This is a genomic window from Zymomonas mobilis, assembly GCF_006715975.1.
GTDB classification, from domain to species: Bacteria; Pseudomonadota; Alphaproteobacteria; order Sphingomonadales; family Sphingomonadaceae; genus Zymomonas; species Zymomonas mobilis_B.
Genome location: NZ_VFOF01000001.1, coordinates 1,096,840 through 1,115,576 on the forward strand (window position 1 = coordinate 1,096,840; position 18,737 = coordinate 1,115,576).

Annotated in this window: 15 protein-coding genes, 1 pseudogene and 1 riboswitch; of the genes and pseudogenes, 7 read left to right on the forward strand and 9 right to left on the reverse strand. The window is 45.7% G+C overall.

The window, feature by feature from the left end:
• The 4 genes from FBY58_RS04790 to serS all read right to left on the reverse strand — a co-directional run bounded on the left by FBY58_RS04790 (position 1) and on the right by serS (position 5,533).
• Positions 1-2,490 (reverse strand): ABC transporter substrate-binding protein, encoded by a 2,490-nt coding sequence (locus tag FBY58_RS04790; RefSeq protein WP_141919734.1) that lies wholly within the window; start codon positions 2,488-2,490, stop codon positions 1-3.
• A 114-nt stretch (positions 2,491-2,604) separates the two neighbouring features.
• Positions 2,605-3,492 carry a M23 family metallopeptidase gene (locus FBY58_RS04795; protein WP_141919735.1) on the reverse strand — a complete coding sequence of 296 codons (888 nt, stop codon included), beginning with the start codon at positions 3,490-3,492 and terminating at the stop codon, positions 2,605-2,607.
• On the reverse strand, positions 3,492-4,256 hold the full coding sequence (gene surE, locus FBY58_RS04800) for a 5'/3'-nucleotidase SurE (protein WP_141919736.1): 765 nt from the start codon (positions 4,254-4,256) through the stop codon (positions 3,492-3,494). Before surE ends, FBY58_RS04795 begins: the two co-directional genes overlap by 1 nt.
• The gene (serS, locus tag FBY58_RS04805; protein WP_141919737.1) at positions 4,256-5,533 is read right to left on the reverse strand and encodes a serine--tRNA ligase; all 1,278 of its coding nucleotides are present in this window, start codon (positions 5,531-5,533) and stop codon (positions 4,256-4,258) included. The genes surE and serS overlap by 1 nt, the downstream gene beginning before the upstream one ends.
• Before the next feature lie 295 nt (positions 5,534-5,828).
• On the opposite strand from serS, the gene dksA reads away from it, so the two are divergent.
• The gene (dksA, locus tag FBY58_RS04810) at positions 5,829-6,314 is read left to right on the forward strand and encodes an RNA polymerase-binding protein DksA (protein ID WP_141919738.1); all 486 of its coding nucleotides are present in this window, start codon (positions 5,829-5,831) and stop codon (positions 6,312-6,314) included.
• A 57-nt stretch (positions 6,315-6,371) separates the two neighbouring features.
• Here the strand turns inward: dksA and FBY58_RS04815 are convergent, their stop codons facing one another.
• The gene (locus FBY58_RS04815; RefSeq protein ID WP_141919739.1) at positions 6,372-6,530 is read right to left on the reverse strand and encodes a YdcH family protein; all 159 of its coding nucleotides are present in this window, start codon (positions 6,528-6,530) and stop codon (positions 6,372-6,374) included.
• A 201-nt stretch (positions 6,531-6,731) separates the two neighbouring features.
• On the opposite strand from FBY58_RS04815, the gene FBY58_RS04820 reads away from it, so the two are divergent.
• Positions 6,732-6,929, forward strand: coding sequence for a YdcH family protein (locus FBY58_RS04820; protein ID WP_141920618.1), 198 nt, complete (start codon positions 6,732-6,734; stop codon positions 6,927-6,929).
• A gap of 95 nt (positions 6,930-7,024) precedes the next feature.
• On the opposite strand, the gene FBY58_RS04825 is transcribed toward FBY58_RS04820, so the two are convergent.
• From FBY58_RS04825 to FBY58_RS04835, 3 genes are all read right to left on the reverse strand, one after another.
• The gene (locus FBY58_RS04825; RefSeq protein ID WP_141919740.1) at positions 7,025-7,513 is read right to left on the reverse strand and encodes an Hsp20 family protein; all 489 of its coding nucleotides are present in this window, start codon (positions 7,511-7,513) and stop codon (positions 7,025-7,027) included.
• Between the two features lie 389 nt (positions 7,514-7,902).
• Entirely contained in the window at positions 7,903-9,498 is a 1,596-nt protein-coding gene (locus FBY58_RS04830) for a S10 family peptidase (protein WP_141919741.1), read from the reverse strand.
• Between the two features lie 362 nt (positions 9,499-9,860).
• The gene (locus FBY58_RS04835; protein ID WP_141919742.1) at positions 9,861-10,334 is read right to left on the reverse strand and encodes a hypothetical protein; all 474 of its coding nucleotides are present in this window, start codon (positions 10,332-10,334) and stop codon (positions 9,861-9,863) included.
• A 296-nt stretch (positions 10,335-10,630) separates the two neighbouring features.
• Here FBY58_RS04835 and FBY58_RS04840 point away from each other — a divergent pair, with 296 nt between their 5' ends.
• The 3 genes from FBY58_RS04840 (at position 10,631) to msrA (ending at position 13,228) form a co-directional block, all read left to right on the forward strand.
• Positions 10,631-11,773 (forward strand): mechanosensitive ion channel family protein, encoded by a 1,143-nt coding sequence (locus FBY58_RS04840; protein WP_141919743.1) that lies wholly within the window; start codon positions 10,631-10,633, stop codon positions 11,771-11,773.
• A 1-nt stretch (position 11,774) separates the two neighbouring features.
• Positions 11,775-12,401 carry a bifunctional 4-hydroxy-2-oxoglutarate aldolase/2-dehydro-3-deoxy-phosphogluconate aldolase gene (eda, locus tag FBY58_RS04845; protein ID WP_141919744.1) on the forward strand — a complete coding sequence of 209 codons (627 nt, stop codon included), beginning with the start codon at positions 11,775-11,777 and terminating at the stop codon, positions 12,399-12,401.
• 296 nt (positions 12,402-12,697) lie between these two features.
• Positions 12,698-13,228, forward strand: a complete 531-nt coding sequence (msrA, locus tag FBY58_RS04850; RefSeq protein WP_141919745.1) for a peptide-methionine (S)-S-oxide reductase MsrA — start codon at positions 12,698-12,700, stop codon at positions 13,226-13,228.
• Between the two features lie 49 nt (positions 13,229-13,277).
• Here msrA and FBY58_RS04855 read toward each other — a convergent pair.
• A pseudogene (locus FBY58_RS04855) lies at positions 13,278-14,245 on the reverse strand (L-threonylcarbamoyladenylate synthase).
• Positions 14,246-14,407: 162 nt separating this feature from the next.
• A riboswitch (cobalamin riboswitch) is annotated at positions 14,408-14,611 on the forward strand.
• A 63-nt stretch (positions 14,612-14,674) separates the two neighbouring features.
• On the opposite strand from FBY58_RS04855, the gene metE reads away from it, so the two are divergent.
• The gene (gene metE / locus FBY58_RS04860; RefSeq protein WP_141919746.1) at positions 14,675-16,954 is read left to right on the forward strand and encodes a 5-methyltetrahydropteroyltriglutamate--homocysteine S-methyltransferase; all 2,280 of its coding nucleotides are present in this window, start codon (positions 14,675-14,677) and stop codon (positions 16,952-16,954) included.
• Positions 16,955-17,225: 271 nt separating this feature from the next.
• Positions 17,226-18,722 (forward strand): peptide MFS transporter, encoded by a 1,497-nt coding sequence (locus FBY58_RS04865; RefSeq protein WP_141919747.1) that lies wholly within the window; start codon positions 17,226-17,228, stop codon positions 18,720-18,722.
• Positions 18,723-18,737: the final 15 nt, after the last annotated feature.

Below are 18,737 nucleotides of genomic sequence, written 5' to 3' on the forward strand. Positions count from 1 at the left end.
CTATTTTAACCGTGGATCAATGGCGTGATGCAAAAGATTGCTGATAAAGCGGGTAAACAAGGTCACAGTTGCAATCAGAAGGGCAATAGCCTGTATCAAAACAAGATCACGGGCGGCAATAGCCTGCAAAAGAAGACGACCTAATCCGGGTAAATAAAAAATATTTTCAACAATGACGGTGCCAGTAAGCATGGCAGGTAGGGAAAGCGCCAACAAGGGCAATAACGAAGGCAAAGCATGGCGAATAGCATGATGGATGATGGCTTGCGAACGGGATAATCCCCGCGCCCGTGCCGCCATGATGAAATCTTCTTGTTCAATGGCCTGCAATTGCTGACTAAAGGCACGGGCGAGCCATGTTGCCTGCGGCAAAGACAAGGCGATAACCGGCCAGTAGAACGCCGGTTGGCCTAGTAAGGTGAAAATGGAGACGTTATGATCCACGGCCAAAGGCCAATGGAAATGAAGTGCCGCATAAAGCAATAAAATAGCTATCCAAAAGCCCGGTAAAGAAAGGCCTATACGGGTCAAGATAACAAGAAAGCCTCGTAAAGAACGATAGCGCAATAACACAATAGCAAGCCCAAAAAGAAAACCACCGACAGCCGCAAAAAGGAAAGAAACCAGCACAAGGGGAAGGGAAATGTTTAAAGCTTCCCTGATCAAATCACTGGCCGGAATATGGTAGCTGAAGCTTGTTCCGAAATCACCTTGCAGGCTGTGGAAAAGCCAGTTCGCGTAACGCATATAGGCGGGTTTATCGAGGCCAAATTCAGCCTGCACTGCCGCCAATGCACGGGGGCTAGCCTGTAATCCCATCATATATTCGGCGGGATCTCCCGGCAGAACAGACAGCAATCCGAAAATAATGACGCTGGCTATCCATAAGGCCAATAGAAATAGCCCGATTTTTTTCAAAAATGCAGATGGCGTTAATAGGTGGAAATGCAGGGTAATCGCAAAAAAGAGCAGTAAAAAAGTGGCAACCAACCATAACCCAAGATGTGTGGTTATCGAGCTATTATAAGATACCGAATGCGAGGTTGTGCCATAGCTATGGGTAAAATAAGCAGATGTCAGGTCAAAAGCCTGTGTCGGGCTACCGCGCCATAATCCGGCCAAATCAGCATTGGAGACAGCAAGATGAGGATATTGGAATAAGAAAACATTTGCCGCGTCATAGGTTAAGATTTTTTGAAGAGATTGCAGTTTTTGATGTCTTTGAAACGGGTCACTTTCCTGATCAAGTTGATCTAAAAGGGTATGAAATTCGGTTTTATGATAACCGAAATAATAGCCGTTTTTGTCGTAAATTCGGTAATCAAATGGTTCAGCATGATTGATAACGGTTAGCTGGAAATCATGTTTTTTATAAACACGGTCGAGCCATGTCGCCCATTCTATTTGGCGAAGTGTAAGATGAATGCCGATTTTGCCTAATTGATCGGCGATTAACTGCCCCGAAAGCAACGCATAGCGGGACGGTGGCAAATCAATGACAAGGTTTAATCCGTTGGGATATCCGGCCTGTTTTAACAAGTCTTTCGCTTTTATTGGGTCACAGCGATAAACTGAGGTCAGATCGAGATGATCAGGGTTTTGCGGCGGAAAATGGCTGCTGATGATGCGGCCATATCCATAAAGAACGCCGTCAATGAGGGCTGGGCGATTAATTGCTAGCGAAATCGCCTGCCGTAAAAGGCGATTTTGAAACAGCGGTACATTCTGATTAAAGGCAAGAATGACCTCGCCTTCGCTAGGAAAACTCGAAACTTTGAAATGCGGGTCATGCGCCAGCTCTTTTAGATTTTCCGATGAAGGGAAATCTGGAAAAAAGTCAACCTGACCTGTCTTTACCGCTGCATAAGCCGCCAAGGGATCTGATATAAAAAAGAAATTCAAGGCCGCGATGGAGGGTTTCTTTCCCCAGTAATCAGAGCGCGCGAGCAGTTGAATACGGTTTCCATGTTGCCATTCATGAAAACGGAAAGCCCCTGTGCCAATGGGTGAAACCGCAAGATGATTGGCCGATTTTGGCGAAACCATAACGCAATCAGGCAACGACAATAAGGTCAGAAAAAAGCTGTCTGCCTTTTTTAAGGTAATACGAAGCTGGAAAGGCGAGGGGGTTTCTATCTTTTCAATAATAGACAGAGCTTCTTGCTGAACATTGGCCGAATTTTCTGCCCTTGCGCGGTTCAGGCTAAACCCGGCGGCGGCGGCATTAAAAGGCTGTCCATCAGAAAAGCTGACATCCTGCCGAAGATTAAAAAGATATTCTTTACCGTCTTTATTGATTGTCCAGTTTTTGGTCAGCCATGCTTCGGGGTGTCCATCGGTTGAAAGCCGAACCAAGCCTTCAAAAATAGTCCCGTAGCTGACGTCATCAATAACCGCGGAAGCGCCTGCCGTGGAATCCAGTGAAGGTGGTTCCATTTGCAACGCGATATTAAGCTGATCTTTAGCGATTGCGGGGGCAGAATTGAACATTCCCCAAAGGATCAAGAGAAAGAACGCGGTTATATGAGTAACAATAGGACGGATAGGGGGGTATCCTTTGCTAGTTCAAGCCATCTAATGAGATAGGCTTTTAGCCAAGAATGGTTATTTGCGTAAAGGTAAAAGACGGGCAGGATTGACGGCCTTTAAACCATGCCTAATTTCAAAATGAAGCTGTGGTCGAGGCGTGTTGCCGCTTTCTCCGGCAGAAGCGATAACTTCGCCTTTTCTGACAAAATCGCCATGTTTCACTTTGATATTATCCAAATGGCCATAAACGGTTGTCCAGCCTTGGGCATGTTGGATCAGAATAACGCCGCCTAAAATAGAAATATGGGTTCCGGTATAGGCAACATGGCCATCTTCTGCGGCAAAAATAGGCGATCCCATGGCCGCCGCGATATCAAGACCATTATTGACATGGCCGTTTTCTGTCCGACCATAGCTGCGAATAATAGAACCACGGGCAGGCCAACCGAAATGAAGCGGCTGTCCAGCCTTTTCACTGTCGTGATTATGGGGGGTTGCAGGCTGTGCACCGCCGACAATTTGTTTCACATTCAGGTGGTTGTCGCGGGATTCTTCGCTGTGACTTTGAAGAGAAGCCGTCGGTAAGATCAGCTTCATACCTTCCCGAAGGCGATAGGGGGGCTGTAAATGGTTTAAGCTAATAATCCGTTGCCATGATATTTGGTAACGATGTGCCAGACTGAGGCCAGTATCACCGGACTGGACGATATAGGATGACTGCCCTTCGGGTATCATCAATATTTGTCCAGCCTGTAAACGGTAAGGCGCTTTTAAATGATTATGGCTAATCAGGGATTCAGCCTTAACGCCAAGTCGATGCGCGATACCGTTCAGGGTTTCGCCTGACCTTACATGGTAGACATCCGAAGCCGCCGCATGGCCATAGGTCGGTAAAGCCATGCTGCCCAAAAAGAGGGCAAGGCAAAGGCCGGATATCTTCCATAAAGGCAGGCTTTTTATCATTAGGCCAGAATATCCGTGAGCGGTTGCAGCGACGCGACATCGGTCAGATTAGGGGCAAGCGGCGTGACCGTGACATAATTCTGGTAAGACAGGTCAAGATCACCATTACGGTTATCTTTACTGATCGCTTCACCCAAAGCGAGCCAATACCAATCCTTACCACGCGGATCGACGCCTTTTTCAATATTCAGGCGGCCATAGTCACGATGACCTTGCGCAACAACCTGGATCCCTTTGACATCATCATTTTCGCAAGCCGGAAAATTGACATTGTAAAAGGTGCGGTTTGGCAAAGGAGAGTCAATCAGTTGTCTGATGACTTTTTCACCCCAGCTAATCGCGGTATCGAAAGAAAGTGCGCCATTTTTGAAATCAGGCGAATAGACCTGACTAAGACCGATTGAACGGATACCTGCAATGGCACCTTCCATGGCGGCTGAAACCGTACCGGAATAAGTCACATCTTCTGCCAAATTGGCACCGTGATTGATACCGGACAGCACGAGGTCAGGCGGATTATTTTTCATAATCTCTTTAATACCCATAACCACCGAGTCAGATGGGGTGCCTGATACCGAGAAATGCCGATCGTCATGTTTATAAAGACGGCTCGGCAGGCTTAAAGTTAAGGAATGCGCCATGCCAGAACGCTCTTTATCAGGCGCAACGACTGTCACATCATCCGAAATTTTAAGAGCGATTTCTTCCAGAATTTTGATACCTTGCGCCGAGATACCGTCATCATTGGTGATCAGAATACGCATTAGAGAATCTCCAGCTTGGTTATGCCGTTCATGTAAGGGTGCAGCACTTCTGGAATGGTTACCGTGCCGTCTTCTTCCTGATAATTCTCAAGAATAGCGACCAAAGTCCGCCCGACAGCAAGACCAGAACCGTTCAATGTGTGAACAGCCGCAGTCCCTTTGCCTTCTTCTGGACGGTAACGCGCGCCCATACGTCTGGCCTGGAAAGCACCACAATCTGAAATGCTGCTGATTTCCCGATAACAATTCTGTCCAGGCAGCCATACTTCAAGATCATATGTCCGCGTGGCCGAAAAGCCCATGTCACCGGTGCATAACAACACACGCCGATAAGGCAGATTTAGGCTTTGCAGGATATGTTCGGCACATTCGACCATCCGCATTTGTTCTGCGGTCGATTGTTCCGGCGTTGTAATCGCTACCATTTCCACCTTGTCGAACTGATGCTGGCGGATCAGGCCTCTTGTATCGCGACCGGCAGCACCTGCTTCAGCTCTAAAACAAGGGGTTAATGCGGTAAAGCGTAAGGGGAGCTCTTTTTCATCCAGAATAGATTCCCGAACGATATTGGTCAGGCACACTTCGGCCGTTGGAATAAGCCAGCGGTCATCCGTTGTATGAAATAAATCTTCTTCGAATTTGGGAAGCTGACCTGTTCCAAAAAGCGCATGGTCACGTACTAAAAGCGGTGGCGCAATTTCAGTGAAGCCATTGGTTTCGGTTTGGCAATTCAGCATATACTGGCCAATAGCCCGATTAAGGCGCGCCATAGCCCCTTTCATCAAAGCAAAACGCGCACCAGACATGGCGGCGGCGGTATCAAAATCCAGCCCTAATGCAGGGGCAAAATCAGCATGTTCTTTGGGTTTGAAAGTAAATTGGCGCGGTTCGCCCCAACGAAAGACTTCTTTATTGTCCTGTTCGTCTTTTCCTTCGGGGACATCTTCGGCTGCCAAATTAGGAATAGCCGATAAAAATCGCTGGAGCTTTTCGCCGATTGCGGCTTCATCGCTTTCCAGTGCGGTCATCTTTTCCTTGATGGCGGAGACTTCAGCCTTCATTCCTTCGGCTTTGTCTTTTTCGCCTTGCTTCATAGCTTGTCCGATTTGGCGGGATACTTCATTGCGTTTGGTTTGCAATGTCTGAAGTTCCAATGCCAATGCACGGCGCGCGCCATCCATCTCAAGAACGGTCTCGGAAACGGGTTCAAACCCCCGACGGGATAAAGCCTTATCAAAATTTTCAGGCTCTGAACGGATTAGTCTTATATCATGCATAGTCCTGCCTATGACAATGCTGTAAATCGAACGCAAGACCGTATAAAAAAATCCATAGTCCATCTATTTTAAAAACGGTATTTAATACTATGATACTTCTCTATCTTGTCTGATCGGATTCCCCTGTTTAATACACTTCAAGAGTCGTGACGTGGTTGGCCATATAACAGAGAATTCTCTGTCTTGTAGTTAGCACGCATTTATAGAGTGAAGCCTGTTTCTGCCCGGAATGATCCTTCCAGATGAACCGTGCAGCGAAAAGGTGGTTGCCAGCTTTAAAAAGGGAGCAAAGTATATGGCATCTAATTTCACTGCTTCTAAGGTTGATACCAAAGGTATTAAAACCAGTGCTTTGGAAAAAGCGCCTTCTATCGCCGCCCCTGATGACTATCGGCCTTCACCGGATGAGCCGTTTATGAATGAACGGCAACAAGCCTATTTCCGTGAAAAACTGCTTAAATGGAAAGAGGCCATTCTGATTGAATCGCGCGGAACGCTTGCCCAATTGCGCCAAGAGTCGTTGAAAGAAGCAGACCTTACCGATCGGGCTTCAAGCGAAACAGACTGGTCAATCGAATTGCGGACGCGTGACCGGCAACGCAAACTCATTTCAAAAATTGATGCCGCTTTACGGCGAATCGATGAGGGGGAATATGGGTATTGTGAGGTTACGGGGGAACCTATCTCGCTGGCGCGTCTGGAAGCCCGCCCGATTGCAACAATGACGATCGAAGCGCAGGAAAAGCACGAACGTCATGAGAGAGTGTCTCGGGAAGACTAAAACTTTTAAAAAGGACTTAAGTTGATCAACTTAAGTCCTTTTTTCTTTTCCCTTAATTTATTTTAAAGAGAAAATATTTTCTTTAATTCGGAGCTTTTGTTTTTTTAGGCGGTTCATCACAGCAAAATCGGGGTTTGGACGGGTTGCTTCCGTTCGCAAGCGCGCATCAAGATCGGCATGTTTCGAAAAAAGTGCAGCGAGGTGACGATTTCTCATAACTGAAGAATCTCCCGTTAATGGTAGGCTGGATGCCCGAACAGGTGAAAGTAAACCACAGTTTGGCTGCGCTGTCCTGATACAAAATCTTTTTTGAAGATAAGCTGTATTTTTTACGCGACCAATATGGCATAGAAGCAGGACTAGCACCCATGGTTTTCATGAAGGCGATATATTAAAACAGCTTTTAAAGGATTGATGATGAACAATGACGCATTACTGGAGCAGCTTAACCTGCTACGTCAGGAACATCGGGATCTTGATATCGCTATTGACGCTTTGGCACTCAATAATCCGACTGAACAGCTACGTTTAGCTCGTATGAAAAAGAGAAAGCTTCGCCTAAAAGATGAAATTACCCTGATAGAAGACCAGTTGGTGCCGGATATTATCGCGTAAAGAATGATCCATTTTAGATTTTATTGATAGAAAAAAGGCCACATCCGTTAAAGATGCGGCCTTTTCTGGTTATTTTGAGAAGCGTTTTTATGCCGTTACGCGGCTTTTTGCTCAACTTTTGCATTGACGATATCGCCCTCGATTTTGGGCTGATCGTCCTTTGCGGCGCCGATTTCAATTTTCCGTGGCTTCTTCTGTTCGGGAACCACGCGATCTAATTCAATATTCAACAGACCATTCTGATAATCGGCACCCACAATTTTGATTGTATCCGCTAACTGGAAGCGTCTTTCAAAACTACGTTTAGCAATGCCGCGATGCAGATATTCACGCCCTTCTTTGTTCGTCGTTTCGGTTGCGCGCCCCGTTATTGTCAGGACGTTTTCTTGCACGGTTACATCAAGTTCATCTTTGGAAAAACCGGCAACAGCCATAGAAATGCAATAACGGTTCTCGGCTAGCTTTTCGATATTGTAGGGGGGAAAACTTTCACTTTCACCGCGAGAGGCCAAGTCAACGAGACGGTTAATATTTTCAAAACCAACAGAAGAACGTAAGAAAGGGGTAAGATCAAAAGCACGCATATTTTCTAATCCTTATATTAAGCGACTAAATTACATTGTCTGCATTATGCCAGACGAACAAGTTATATGCCGATTGGCCATATCTCTTGTTGAGATTGAGATAATATAGGAAAAAGTGATTTCAAGATTTTTGGATAAATTTTTTTATATATTTTTGTCTATTTAATTTTAGGATGAATAGGCGCTTTTAAGAGGCTCCCTTAATATGAGAAAAACGGCGTATTTCCTTGGTGGTAGACTGCGAGGCAAGGCCTTTGCCAGAGATTAAAAAAGCCTCTGACAGAATAACCCGCCAGAGGCTTTGAGATAATAATCAAATAATAAATTTAGATACCGCAAACGATTATCCCACCCCAAGAAGGGGCAGGAATAATTGTTTGGAATTTTTGTTATTTGGTAGTCGTCTGGTCGTAGAATACGGAAATATCCTGTTTCATCTGATGCAGGGAGGCCGGATCTAAATAAACCATATGACCCGATGGATAATAACGGTAGCTGATATTGGCGCGTTGTGCCGGTTCAAGCATCATATGAGACAAGTCATATTCCGTTGCGAAAAAGGGCGTCGCCATATCGTAATACCCATTTAAAGAAAGAATTTTTAAATGAGGATTTTCGCGCATAGCGGCAGATAAATCGACCGCCACGTCAGGCATTTCCTGCGGGTAATGGGAATTCGGGGCTTTATGCTTCCAATCCCAGTTAAAGCCCGGCTGGCCATAAACACTGATACGATAATCAAGATTGCTCTGATATCCTAAGTCGCGACTGAGATAATCACTAAACAAAGCAAAGAAAGCACCAGAAACAGCGGTGCTAGAAGCATCGAATTCAGGACTTTCGCCAGCGGGTTCTGCATCGATACCCGTATAGCGGGCATCCAGACGGCCAGTGGTCAAATGCCGATCACGCAGCAATTCTTTCCGGAAAGCGCCTAATTCAACCCGAAGATTATTCAATTTGATAAATTCAGGAGAAAGACCCGTAAAGACAGCCATCTGTTGAGCAATCCGATTTTTCTCGGCTTCTGAAATCTGATCGCCTTTTTCTAAAGCAGCCGCATAATCTCCGGCAGCAAAAGCGCGAACCTGTTCCAAAAAGCTTTTGATGTCGGCAGGACGGTTGGCCAGTTTGTTGTGATACCATGCGGTTGCGGCATAGCTTGGCAAATAAGACTTATAAATCTGATCATATCCGGGCTGGCGGATACCGTAATTCAAAATAGATGAAAGCAAGATAACCCCGTTAAATTGCATTCCATCATTCTGTAACAAATTAATTAACTGGCCTGAACGGGTGGTGCCATAGCTTTCACCAAACAAGTATTTCGGGCTGCTCCAACGCTGATTTTTATTTACATAGCGTTCAATGGTCTTAGCAAAGGCACGGGCATCCTGATCAACGCCCCAGAAAGCATCACCTTTCGTATCACCCAAAGGCCGAGAATAACCGGCACCGATGGCATCAATAAAGACCAAATCAGATACATCGAGCATACTGTCAGGATTGGCGCCAAAGCTGTAGGGGGCAGGGCGGATAGTAACTGGATCGGTCGTATTTACCTTTACCGGCGCAAATGATCCCACATGCAGCCACAAGGTAGAAGAACCGGGCCCACCGTTATAGAAGAAGGTAACCGGACGGCTTTTATCCGAATTTTTGTTGTTCACTGTATAGGCTGTATAAAAAACGCTGGCCGTGGGTTTTCCGTTGCCATCCCGTATAGTCAAGGTGCCTGCCGTTGCCTTGTAGTTAAGCTCTTTACCGTTAAGAGAGAAGCTATGTTCGGTCGTTTTTTCTTGTTCCGCGATCGGTGGTTTTGCCCAGTTTGATTGGATATCATCCGTCAAAGCAGGATTTTGCTCTTTATTTTCGACTTTTTTGTCGGAATCTTTTTTATTGCTGTGATTGTGGTCGGCCATCGCAGGCGAGACCAGCGTGCTGGCAGAAAATAATAAGGACGTCACAATAAGAGAAAAGCGCATCGGTAAATCCTGCTGTCTGGGAAGGGTTACATGACTTGTAAAAATCATTCGATTTTGTGGTTAACGGTTAATTAGTCTTATAGCTTTCAATCTCTTTTTGAAACAATCTTTAAAATTCAAATTACATTGCAATAAAATGTTAATTTTTTCAGAATGTTTTTTCTGTATTTTTAGCTATTTAAAATCCAAAGTGATTTTTTAAAATCGCAATTGAAAGCCTTGTTTTTCAGGAATATTTTATACCGAATGGTAAAATAAATAGTACTATTTATGGGTTATAAGACAACGGGAAGTGAATAAAAAAAAGCGCTCCCAGTTTCAAACCGAAAGCGCTTTTTTGTTTTAGAAGAAAATGGGGTAGATTATTTTTTACCGCCAGTGACATCTTTCCATGCGCCGGAGAAGGTCTTGCCGACGGTGTTAGCACCTTTCTTGATACCATTACCGGCTTTATCCGTGGTATTTTCGATAGCACCGCCTGCTTTGTCGGCTGATCTTGCGATGGTATGACCCGCATTATCCGTAGCTGTTTCGGTGCTGCTTTTGGTCTTATCCCATGACTTACCAAGAGCGTCGTTGCTCTTTCCGGTCGTTTTGCTGGCCGTTGATTTGGTCATTTTCCAGCTTTTTTTCGCAGAATGACGGACTTCATTCGTTGCACTTTTAGCACCGCTACTGGCTTCGTTGGCCGTATTTTTGATGCTGTTATCTGCCTTTTCGACAACGCCCTGATCCGCTGCAGTATAAGCGGCACCGGCCATGACAGGGGAGAGACCAAAGGCTGCTGCGCCCAGAAGAAAACCCAAAACAGGTTTAGTCAGTCGGTTGCTGGACATAGTAGAATGCATTCCTTTCGTGACAGATATGTTCCGCTATTAAACCATAAACTTTAAGTTATGTTCCATTTCACAGAACATATGTAGATAGACTACGATAGATATGCTATATAAGCCGCATGCTTCTTTAAGAAAAATGATAAGGTTGCATGTCGTTTATTTAATATTTTTGTTACATTGAATCGAAGAAATATTTTTTCTTGATAAAAATTATTAAAAATCTAGCACCGACGACACATCTGTCTTTAAGATAGATAAATATTTTGTTTAACCTATTGATTATGCGAGATAATTTATTGCCTAATTATCTTCTCCATAGCCTGCCAGTTTCTATCCAGACAATGCTTGTTCTCTGTCTTTGTGTTCTGGTGAGCCTTACCGCCTATCGTTTTATTTTACGTCTCATTCGAGCCATTATTGAGAATAAAGAAAACCCGATTGCCGAGATATGGCTGAACAAGCTCGCTTCACCTTTCCGTTGGATATCCGGTCTAATCGGTATTTATGCCTCTCAGCAAATATTGCCTTTCGGTGAAGTCGGAGAAAATTTGCTAGGCCGGACAGAGGCCTTTGTTGTGCCTGCCATGGCGGGGTGGCTGGCTTTGGCATTGCTGCATGCCATTAGCGATATCGTTGATATAAGAAGCAAACGGTCGGTCGAAGGCAATGAAAGCCGAAAGCTGGAATCCAGACGACGGCGCACTCGTATGTCGATTATGATGCGAGTCGGCTCCTTTCTTATTATCATGGTCACGCTTGGGATTATGATGATGACGATTCCAGCGGTGCGAAATATCGGCGTAACCCTTATGGCGTCTGCCGGATTGGTGGGTTTGGCCGTCGGTGCCGCCGCCCAGCCAATGCTTAAAAACTTGATTGCCGGCATTCAGGTTGCTTTTACCGAGCCAATCCGCATTGACGATTTGGTCATTGTTGAGACGGGCGATTGGGGTTGGATAGAAAAAATCACATTAACCTATGTGACTGTCCGTTTGTGGGATGAGAGACGCGTTATTGTGCCTCTGGCGCGCTTTTTGGAAGCGCCTTTTGAGAATTGGACGAGAGAAGCTGAGCAGCTAATTGGAAAAGTTTTTTTATATGTTGATCCTTTGGCCGATGTGGAGCGGCTGCGTGAGCATATGAAAAAAGTAGTTACTTCCAATGCTTTATGGGACGGTCGATCTTATATTTTACAAGTAAGTGACATGAAACCGGAATATATCGAGCTCCGATTATTGGCGACTGCAAGGGATGCGCCGTCCTCTTGGGATCTCTGTTGTGACATCCGTGAACAGATGTTGCGTTTCATTGCTGAGAACATGCCAGAGACCATTGCACACACAAGATTTACGATGCCGCCGCGTAAAAAACTTGATTTTTTGGTCGATGGGGTAGATGCAATTCAACGAACCCCTAAGGGAAATAAAGCAGGAGTCTAAGATGCGCGATATCGATTCCGTAATGCGCTTGGCACCGGTTATGCCGGTCCTGGTCATTGAAGATATTGCTGATGCAAAACCTATTGCAGAAGCTTTGGTTGCCGGTGGCCTGAACGTTCTTGAAGTAACGCTTCGCACCCCATGTGCTCTTGAAGCAATCAAGATCATGAAAGAAGTTCCTGGTGCCGTTGTTGGTGCTGGTACGGTTCTTAACCCAAAAATGCTCGATCAGGCTCAAGAAGCTGGTTGTGAATTTTTCGTTAGCCCGGGTCTGACCGCTGACCTCGGTAAGCATGCTGTTGCCCAGAAAGCTGCTCTGCTTCCGGGTGTTGCTAATGCTGCTGATGTGATGACGGGTCTTGATCTCGGTCTGAACCGCTTCAAATTCTTCCCAGCTGAAAACATTGGCGGTTTACCTGCCCTGAAGTCCATGGCTTCTGTTTTCCGTCAGGTTCGTTTCTGCCCGACCGGTGGTATCACCCCGACCTCAGCTCCGAAATATCTCGAAAACCCATCCATCCTTTGCGTTGGTGGTAGCTGGGTTGTTCCGGCTGGTAAGCCAGACGTGGCAAAAATCACTGCTCTCGCTAAAGAAGCTTCTGCTTTCAAGCGCGCAGCTGTTGCCTAATAGCGCAATAGAATTTGCCTCAAAGGCGCCGTCTGTTTTTAAACAGGCGGCGTTTTTGTATTTTGGGGAAGGGCGCCTTTATTCTTGGCCATTCTCTTTAGACAAATAATGTGATGCTAGTCTTCTAACCGAAATATAATTTTTATCTGGCAGAGCATCCAAAAAAGAAAAAACCGATTCTATAATCAGGCATTATCCGCTTATAAAAAGATCATATTTTCAAGCCCCAAAAGACGATATCCATCGAAAGCGGATATAATAAAGAAACTTTTTTAGATATTACCCGTTCCTTGTTTATGGATGAACAAGCGATACTAGCCGGTGGCTGTTTCTGGTGCATTGAAGCTATTTTCAAAGATATTATCGGAATAATATCCGTTGAAAGTGGTTATATCGGCGGAACGGTACCCAATCCCAGTTATGAACAGGTCTGCGAAGGCAAAACCGGACATGCTGAAGCCGTGCGTTTGGTTTTTGATTCCAGCCAGATCAGCTATGCTGATATTCTCGATATATTTTTCGATATTCATGACCCAACGCAGCTTAATAGGCAGGGGGATGATGTTGGCATCCAATATCGTTCTGCGATATTTCCATTGAATAACGAGCAGGAACATCTTGCCCAAGATGCGATTGTTAAAGCGCAAGCCCATACTCAAAAACCGATTGTGACAAAGATCGAGCCTGCTAGCGTCTTTTATCCGGCAGAAGCCTATCATCAGGATTATTTCTACCAAAAAGGCTCAGGAAACAATTATTGTGCCCTTGTTGTGGCACCTAAAATTGCCAAATTTCGCAAGAGCTACAGGGATAAATTAAAACAATAGCCTCAAATGAACGAATTTTTTATCCCTGTCCTTTTGACCTGATCGCTTATTAATTTCTGGGGGCCGCTGCGCGTCCCAAACGGTCATTGATGGCTTTTCCGATGCCGTTAAGCGGAATGGGGGCAATGGCGATGCGTGCGTAGCCGCTTTTTTCGGCCTTATGGAGGGCTGAAAATAAATTGGCCGCCGCTTCGGTTAAATCGCCTGATGATGACAAATTATCATCGCCTGTAATCTTTCCAAAACCGATATGCCATTCATCTTCGTCTTTTTTTGAAACATCTAATCGCACAGGTTGAGATGGGGCATAATGGCTGGCCATTTGTCCGGGGGCGACTGGATTTTGTCCGTTCGCTTTATATTCTACGATTGGCAAATGGGTCGCCGCTGCGATCTGTTCTGTGGTGATAGGCCCCGGTCGTAATATTTTTATTTCATCCGCTTCGACAGAAATAATCGTAGATTCGATTCCTTTATCAGAAACACCCCCATCAAGAATGGCCGCGATTTTTCCATCGAGGGAATCTTTTACGTGAAGAGCCGTTGTTGGACTGATCGAACCGCTTTTATTGGCGGAAGGGGCCGCTAAAGGGCAGCCACAGATTTTGAGCAATTCCCGAATAACGGGATGAGACGGCATTCTGACCGCAACTTTATCCAAACCTGCGGTCACAATAGAGGCAATTTTCGCTTCTTTTTTAAAGGAAGCACCAATGTCAAAGCACCCGGCCAAAATTTATCCGCTAAAGCCAAAGCGTCTTCATTGAATTCTGCGATATGCTCGGCCTGCGTCCTATCCGCGACGTGAACGATTAAGGGATTGAAGGACGGACGACCTTTTGCCTGATAAATGCGGGCGACCGCTTCGCCGGATAACGCATCCGCCGCAAGGCCATAAACCGTTTCAGTCGGAAGGGCGACCGGATAGCCTTTCCGAATCAGTTGCACTGCCTTTTCAATGCCTTTTGGGTCACAGGGCAGGATTATAGTTTCAGTCGGAGAAAAAAACGCATTCATCCTTTTCGGCTATCCTCTGTCTGTTCGTTCTGCAAGTTTTCCCTATTTATCTGGCAAAAATCTTTTCTTTTTCGTGATCACAGACGCCATTTCCCTCTAATTAAAAAATAAACATATAAACACATCTTTATATTTAGCTTGACCTTTGCCTCCTGATCGGAGAGCAAGAGGAAGGATTAAGGTTCTTTGTTGCTAACAAAGCTAAGAGGGAAACTGGTGAAAAAAGATTTTTTAAAGCCAGTGCTGCCCCCGCAACTGTAAACGGCGAGCAAAGATCATTGTGCCACTGATATTGCAATATCGGGAAGGCCGATCTGAGGCGATGAACCGTAAGTCAGGAGACCTGCCTTAAACCAGTCATCCATCCATCAATTTTGAAAGCTGAAAAACGGCTTTCGAAATTGACTTCTTTTCGGGGTTGAAGAGAAAATGAGCGTTACCATTGCTAATTTGGGTTTCCCAAGAATTGGCCCGCATCGCGAACTGAAATTCGCGCTTGAGAGCTTCTGGGGTGGCCGTAGCAGCGAAACCGAGCTGAAAGAAACAGCCGCTTCCCTGCGTCGCGAAACTTGGTTGAAACAGAAAAATCTTGGAATCGACTATATTCCGAGCAATGATTTTTCTTTTTACGATCACGTCCTTGATACCACGGTGATGTTAGGTGCCGTGCCGGAACGTTATGGCTTCAAGGGTGGAAAAGTTGATCTTGCCACTTATTTCGCCATGGCTCGCGGTACGACCTCCGCTGAAAACAGCGTAACCGCCATGGAAATGACCAAATGGTTCGACACCAATTATCATTATATGGTGCCTGAATTAGTCAAAGGTCAGAAATTCAGCCTCGCTTCTACCAAGGTTTTAGATCTTTATAACGAAGCCAAAGAAGCCGGTATCGAAACCCGTCCGGTTATTCTGGGTCCGGTTACATGGTTGAGCCTTGCCAAAGGTCGCGATGTCGATTCGTTCGATTATCTCGATGACGTTCTGGCTATTTACACCGAAGTTTTGACGAGCCTTGCCAAAGCCGGTGCAAAATGGGTTCAGATCGACGAACCTGCTCTTGTCCTCGATTTAAATGACAAACAGCGCGCAGCCTACAAAAAGGCTTATGACGTTTTGTCAAAAGCGGGTCCATCTTTGATGCTGACCAGCTATTTTGGTCGTGTCGCCGAAAACATGGATCTTGTAACCTCTTTGCCGGTTGCTGGTCTGCATGTTGATTTGATCCGTGGCAGCGATGATTATGATACGCTGTTGCTAAAAGCTCGCCCTGACACGGTTCTGTCTTTGGGTGTGATTGACGGCCGTAATATCTGGCGCGCTGATCTGGATGCTTTGGTTGACTGGATTGAACCGCTTGCGGAAAAATATGATCTGGTTCTGGCACCGTCATGCTCTTTATTGCATGTTCCGGTTGACCTGAAAGCCGAAAAGAAGATTGATCCGGAAATTACGCAGTGGTTGGCTTTTGCTCAGCAGAAGCTGGAAGAACTGGCTGTTCTCAAAACCGCTTTGAACAAAGGCCGGAATGAAGTTGCCAAAGAACTGGCGGCCTCAACCCAAGCGGCTAAAAACCGTCAGTCTTCACCGCGCATCCATAACGAAGCCGTTACCAAACGTCTGGCTGCAATCACGCCGGATATGGCACAACGTCGCAATCCTTATCCGAAACGTGCTGCTGTCCAGCAGAAAGGCCTGAACCTTCCGCTTTATCCGACAACGACTATTGGTTCTTTCCCGCAGACGTTAGAAGTTCGTCAGGCACGCGCTAAAAACCGTCGTGGTGAGTTGGATGATGCTGGTTACACGCAGTTCCTGCGTGAACAGACCGCAGCAACCATTCGTTGGCAGGAAGAAATCGGTCTGGACGTTCTGGTTCATGGCGAATTCGAACGTAACGACATGGTTCAGTATTTCGGCGAACAGCTGAACGGTTTTGCCTTCACCAATAATGGTTGGGTACAAAGCTACGGTTCACGTTGCGTCCGTCCGCCGATCCTGTTCGGTGATGTCACGCGTCCGAAAGCTATGACGGTTGACTGGTGGTCATTCTCCCAGAAGCAGAGCAAAAAGCCTGTTAAGGGTATGTTGACGGGTCCGGTTACCATCTTGAACTGGTCTTTCGTTCGTAACGATCAGCCACGTTCCGTTAGCTGCCGCCAATTGGCCTTGGCTATCCGTGACGAAGTGGTTGATTTGGAAACCGCTGGCGCAAAAATCATTCAGATTGACGAAGCCGCTTTACGTGAAGGTCTGCCTTTGCGTCGTGCAGAATGGCAAACCTATCTGGATTGGGCAGTCGAATCTTTCCGTTTGACGGCTTCCGGTGTTCGGGATGACACGCAGATTCATAGTCATATGTGCTATTCTGAATTTAACGACATTCTGCCTTCGATCGCTGCGATGGATGCAGATGCGCTCTCCATCGAGACCGCTCGTTCGCAGATGGAATTGTTGCAGGCTTTCGCCAGCTATCAATATCCGAACCAGATCGGCCCCGGTGTGTATGACATTCATTCACCCCGTATTCCGTCTGTTGAAGAAATGGTGAACCTCTTGCGTTTGGCTCGGAAGCATCTTCCGGCTGACCGCTTGTGGGTCAATCCGGATTGTGGTCTGAAAACCCGTCGTTGGGAAGAAGTGAAACCTTCTCTCTTAGCGATGGTTGCTGCCGCAAAAGAAATGCGGAAAGAAGAAAAATCTAAATAATATTATATTATTTTAGATAATGGATCGGGTGACGGAGAGCTTTTGGGTCTCCGCCGCCCGATTTTTATATATATCACTCAAAAAAACCTTTCATTTCAGACATATTTTTTCATTAGGTCTGCATATCGCGGTTGTTGCCAAGGCAGCCGGATAAAAATCATCCTTGCAAAAAAGATGATATTCTGTTCCCAAAGAAGCAGGGTAGGAAAATGGCATCTGGTCTTTCAAAGACCATTTTGCGCAAACTTCCGATTGTGTAAGGGGGGACAGCTTGTTGTCATCAGAGAATAGAACAGATCAAGAAAAAACTATTTTAGGACACCCACCGGGGCTATTTTTGCTGTTTTTTACCGAGATGTGGGAAAGATTTTCATTCTACGGAATGAGAGCGCTACTGATATTTTATTTAACGAAGCATTTTCTTTTCAGTGACAATAAATCCTATACTATTTACGCGGCGTATACATCCTTAATTTATATTATGCCGGTTATCGGTGGTTTTATTGCTGATAAAATTTTGGGTGGCCGAAAAGCCGTTCTCTATGGTGCGGTTCTTATTACCATTGGCCATTTTTTGATGGGTTTTGAAGGAAATGGCGGCAATCAAGCTTTTGCCATTAATTGTTTCTATATCGCACTTGCCTTTATCATCGTCGGCACCGGATTTCTGAAAGGCAATATATCCGCCATTGTCGGCAGCCTTTACAATAAAGATGACCTAAGACGAGATCCAGCCTTCACTATTTTCTATATGGGCATCAATCTTGGCGGCGCATTAGGGCCTTTGATCTGTGGCTATATTGGCGAAAGATATGGCTGGCGTTATGGCTTCGGTCTGGCTGGTGTTGGTATGGCCATTGGCCTTGCGATCTTTATTTTTTGCCGTCCGCTTCTGAAAGGGCGGGGTGAATCCGCCTATCCTGAAAAATTGTCGCAAAAAATCATGGGTATTTCGAAAGAAAATTGGACGTATATCCTTGGTCTTGTTGGCATCGTTTTTTCTGCTTTGCTGCTCAATTATCATGAAGTTGTCGGTCAATTGCTGGGTGTTATCGGTATTCTGTTGGTTGGCTATATTTTATACTGCGCCTTTCAATTACCCTCTGTTGCCCGTGACCGTTTGTTGGCAGCAATGTTGTTGATGATCGGATCGGTTATTTTCTGGTCTCTATTCGAGCAAGCTGGATCATCGCTCAATATGTTTACCGATCGCTACACCGATCGCCATATTGCGGGTATTGATATCGCGACATCCATGTTCCAGTCGCTTAATTCGATTTATATCATTTTGCTGGCGCCTTTAATGGCCGGATTTTGGACATTACTGAACAAATACAAGCTTGAACCTTCGAGCTTTTTTAAATTCGGCATGGGTTTGATCGGGCTCGGCATCGGCTTTTTAGTTCTGGTTGCTGGTGCACCGGCACATTCAAACCAGTTGATGCCTGTTATCTTTATTTTCCTGATTTATTTCTTCCATACGCTGGGTGAATTATGCCTGTCACCCGTCGGACTGGCGGCTATTACTCGATTATCACCCATGCATATGGCTGGGTTGATGGTTGGCACATGGTTTTTTTCAACGGCATTCGGTGAATATGGTGCTGGAATGATCGCCCAAATGACCAGCAGTGGCGGCGGCGATGGATTTCATACTATTCTGAATGTTTATTCTTCTATCGGCTGGCTTTCCGTTGTATTCGGCGGGGGTATATTCATCTTAACACCCTTCTTGAAAAGGCTGTTGCATGAGAATGAAGGCGAATAACCTTATTATTTGTCC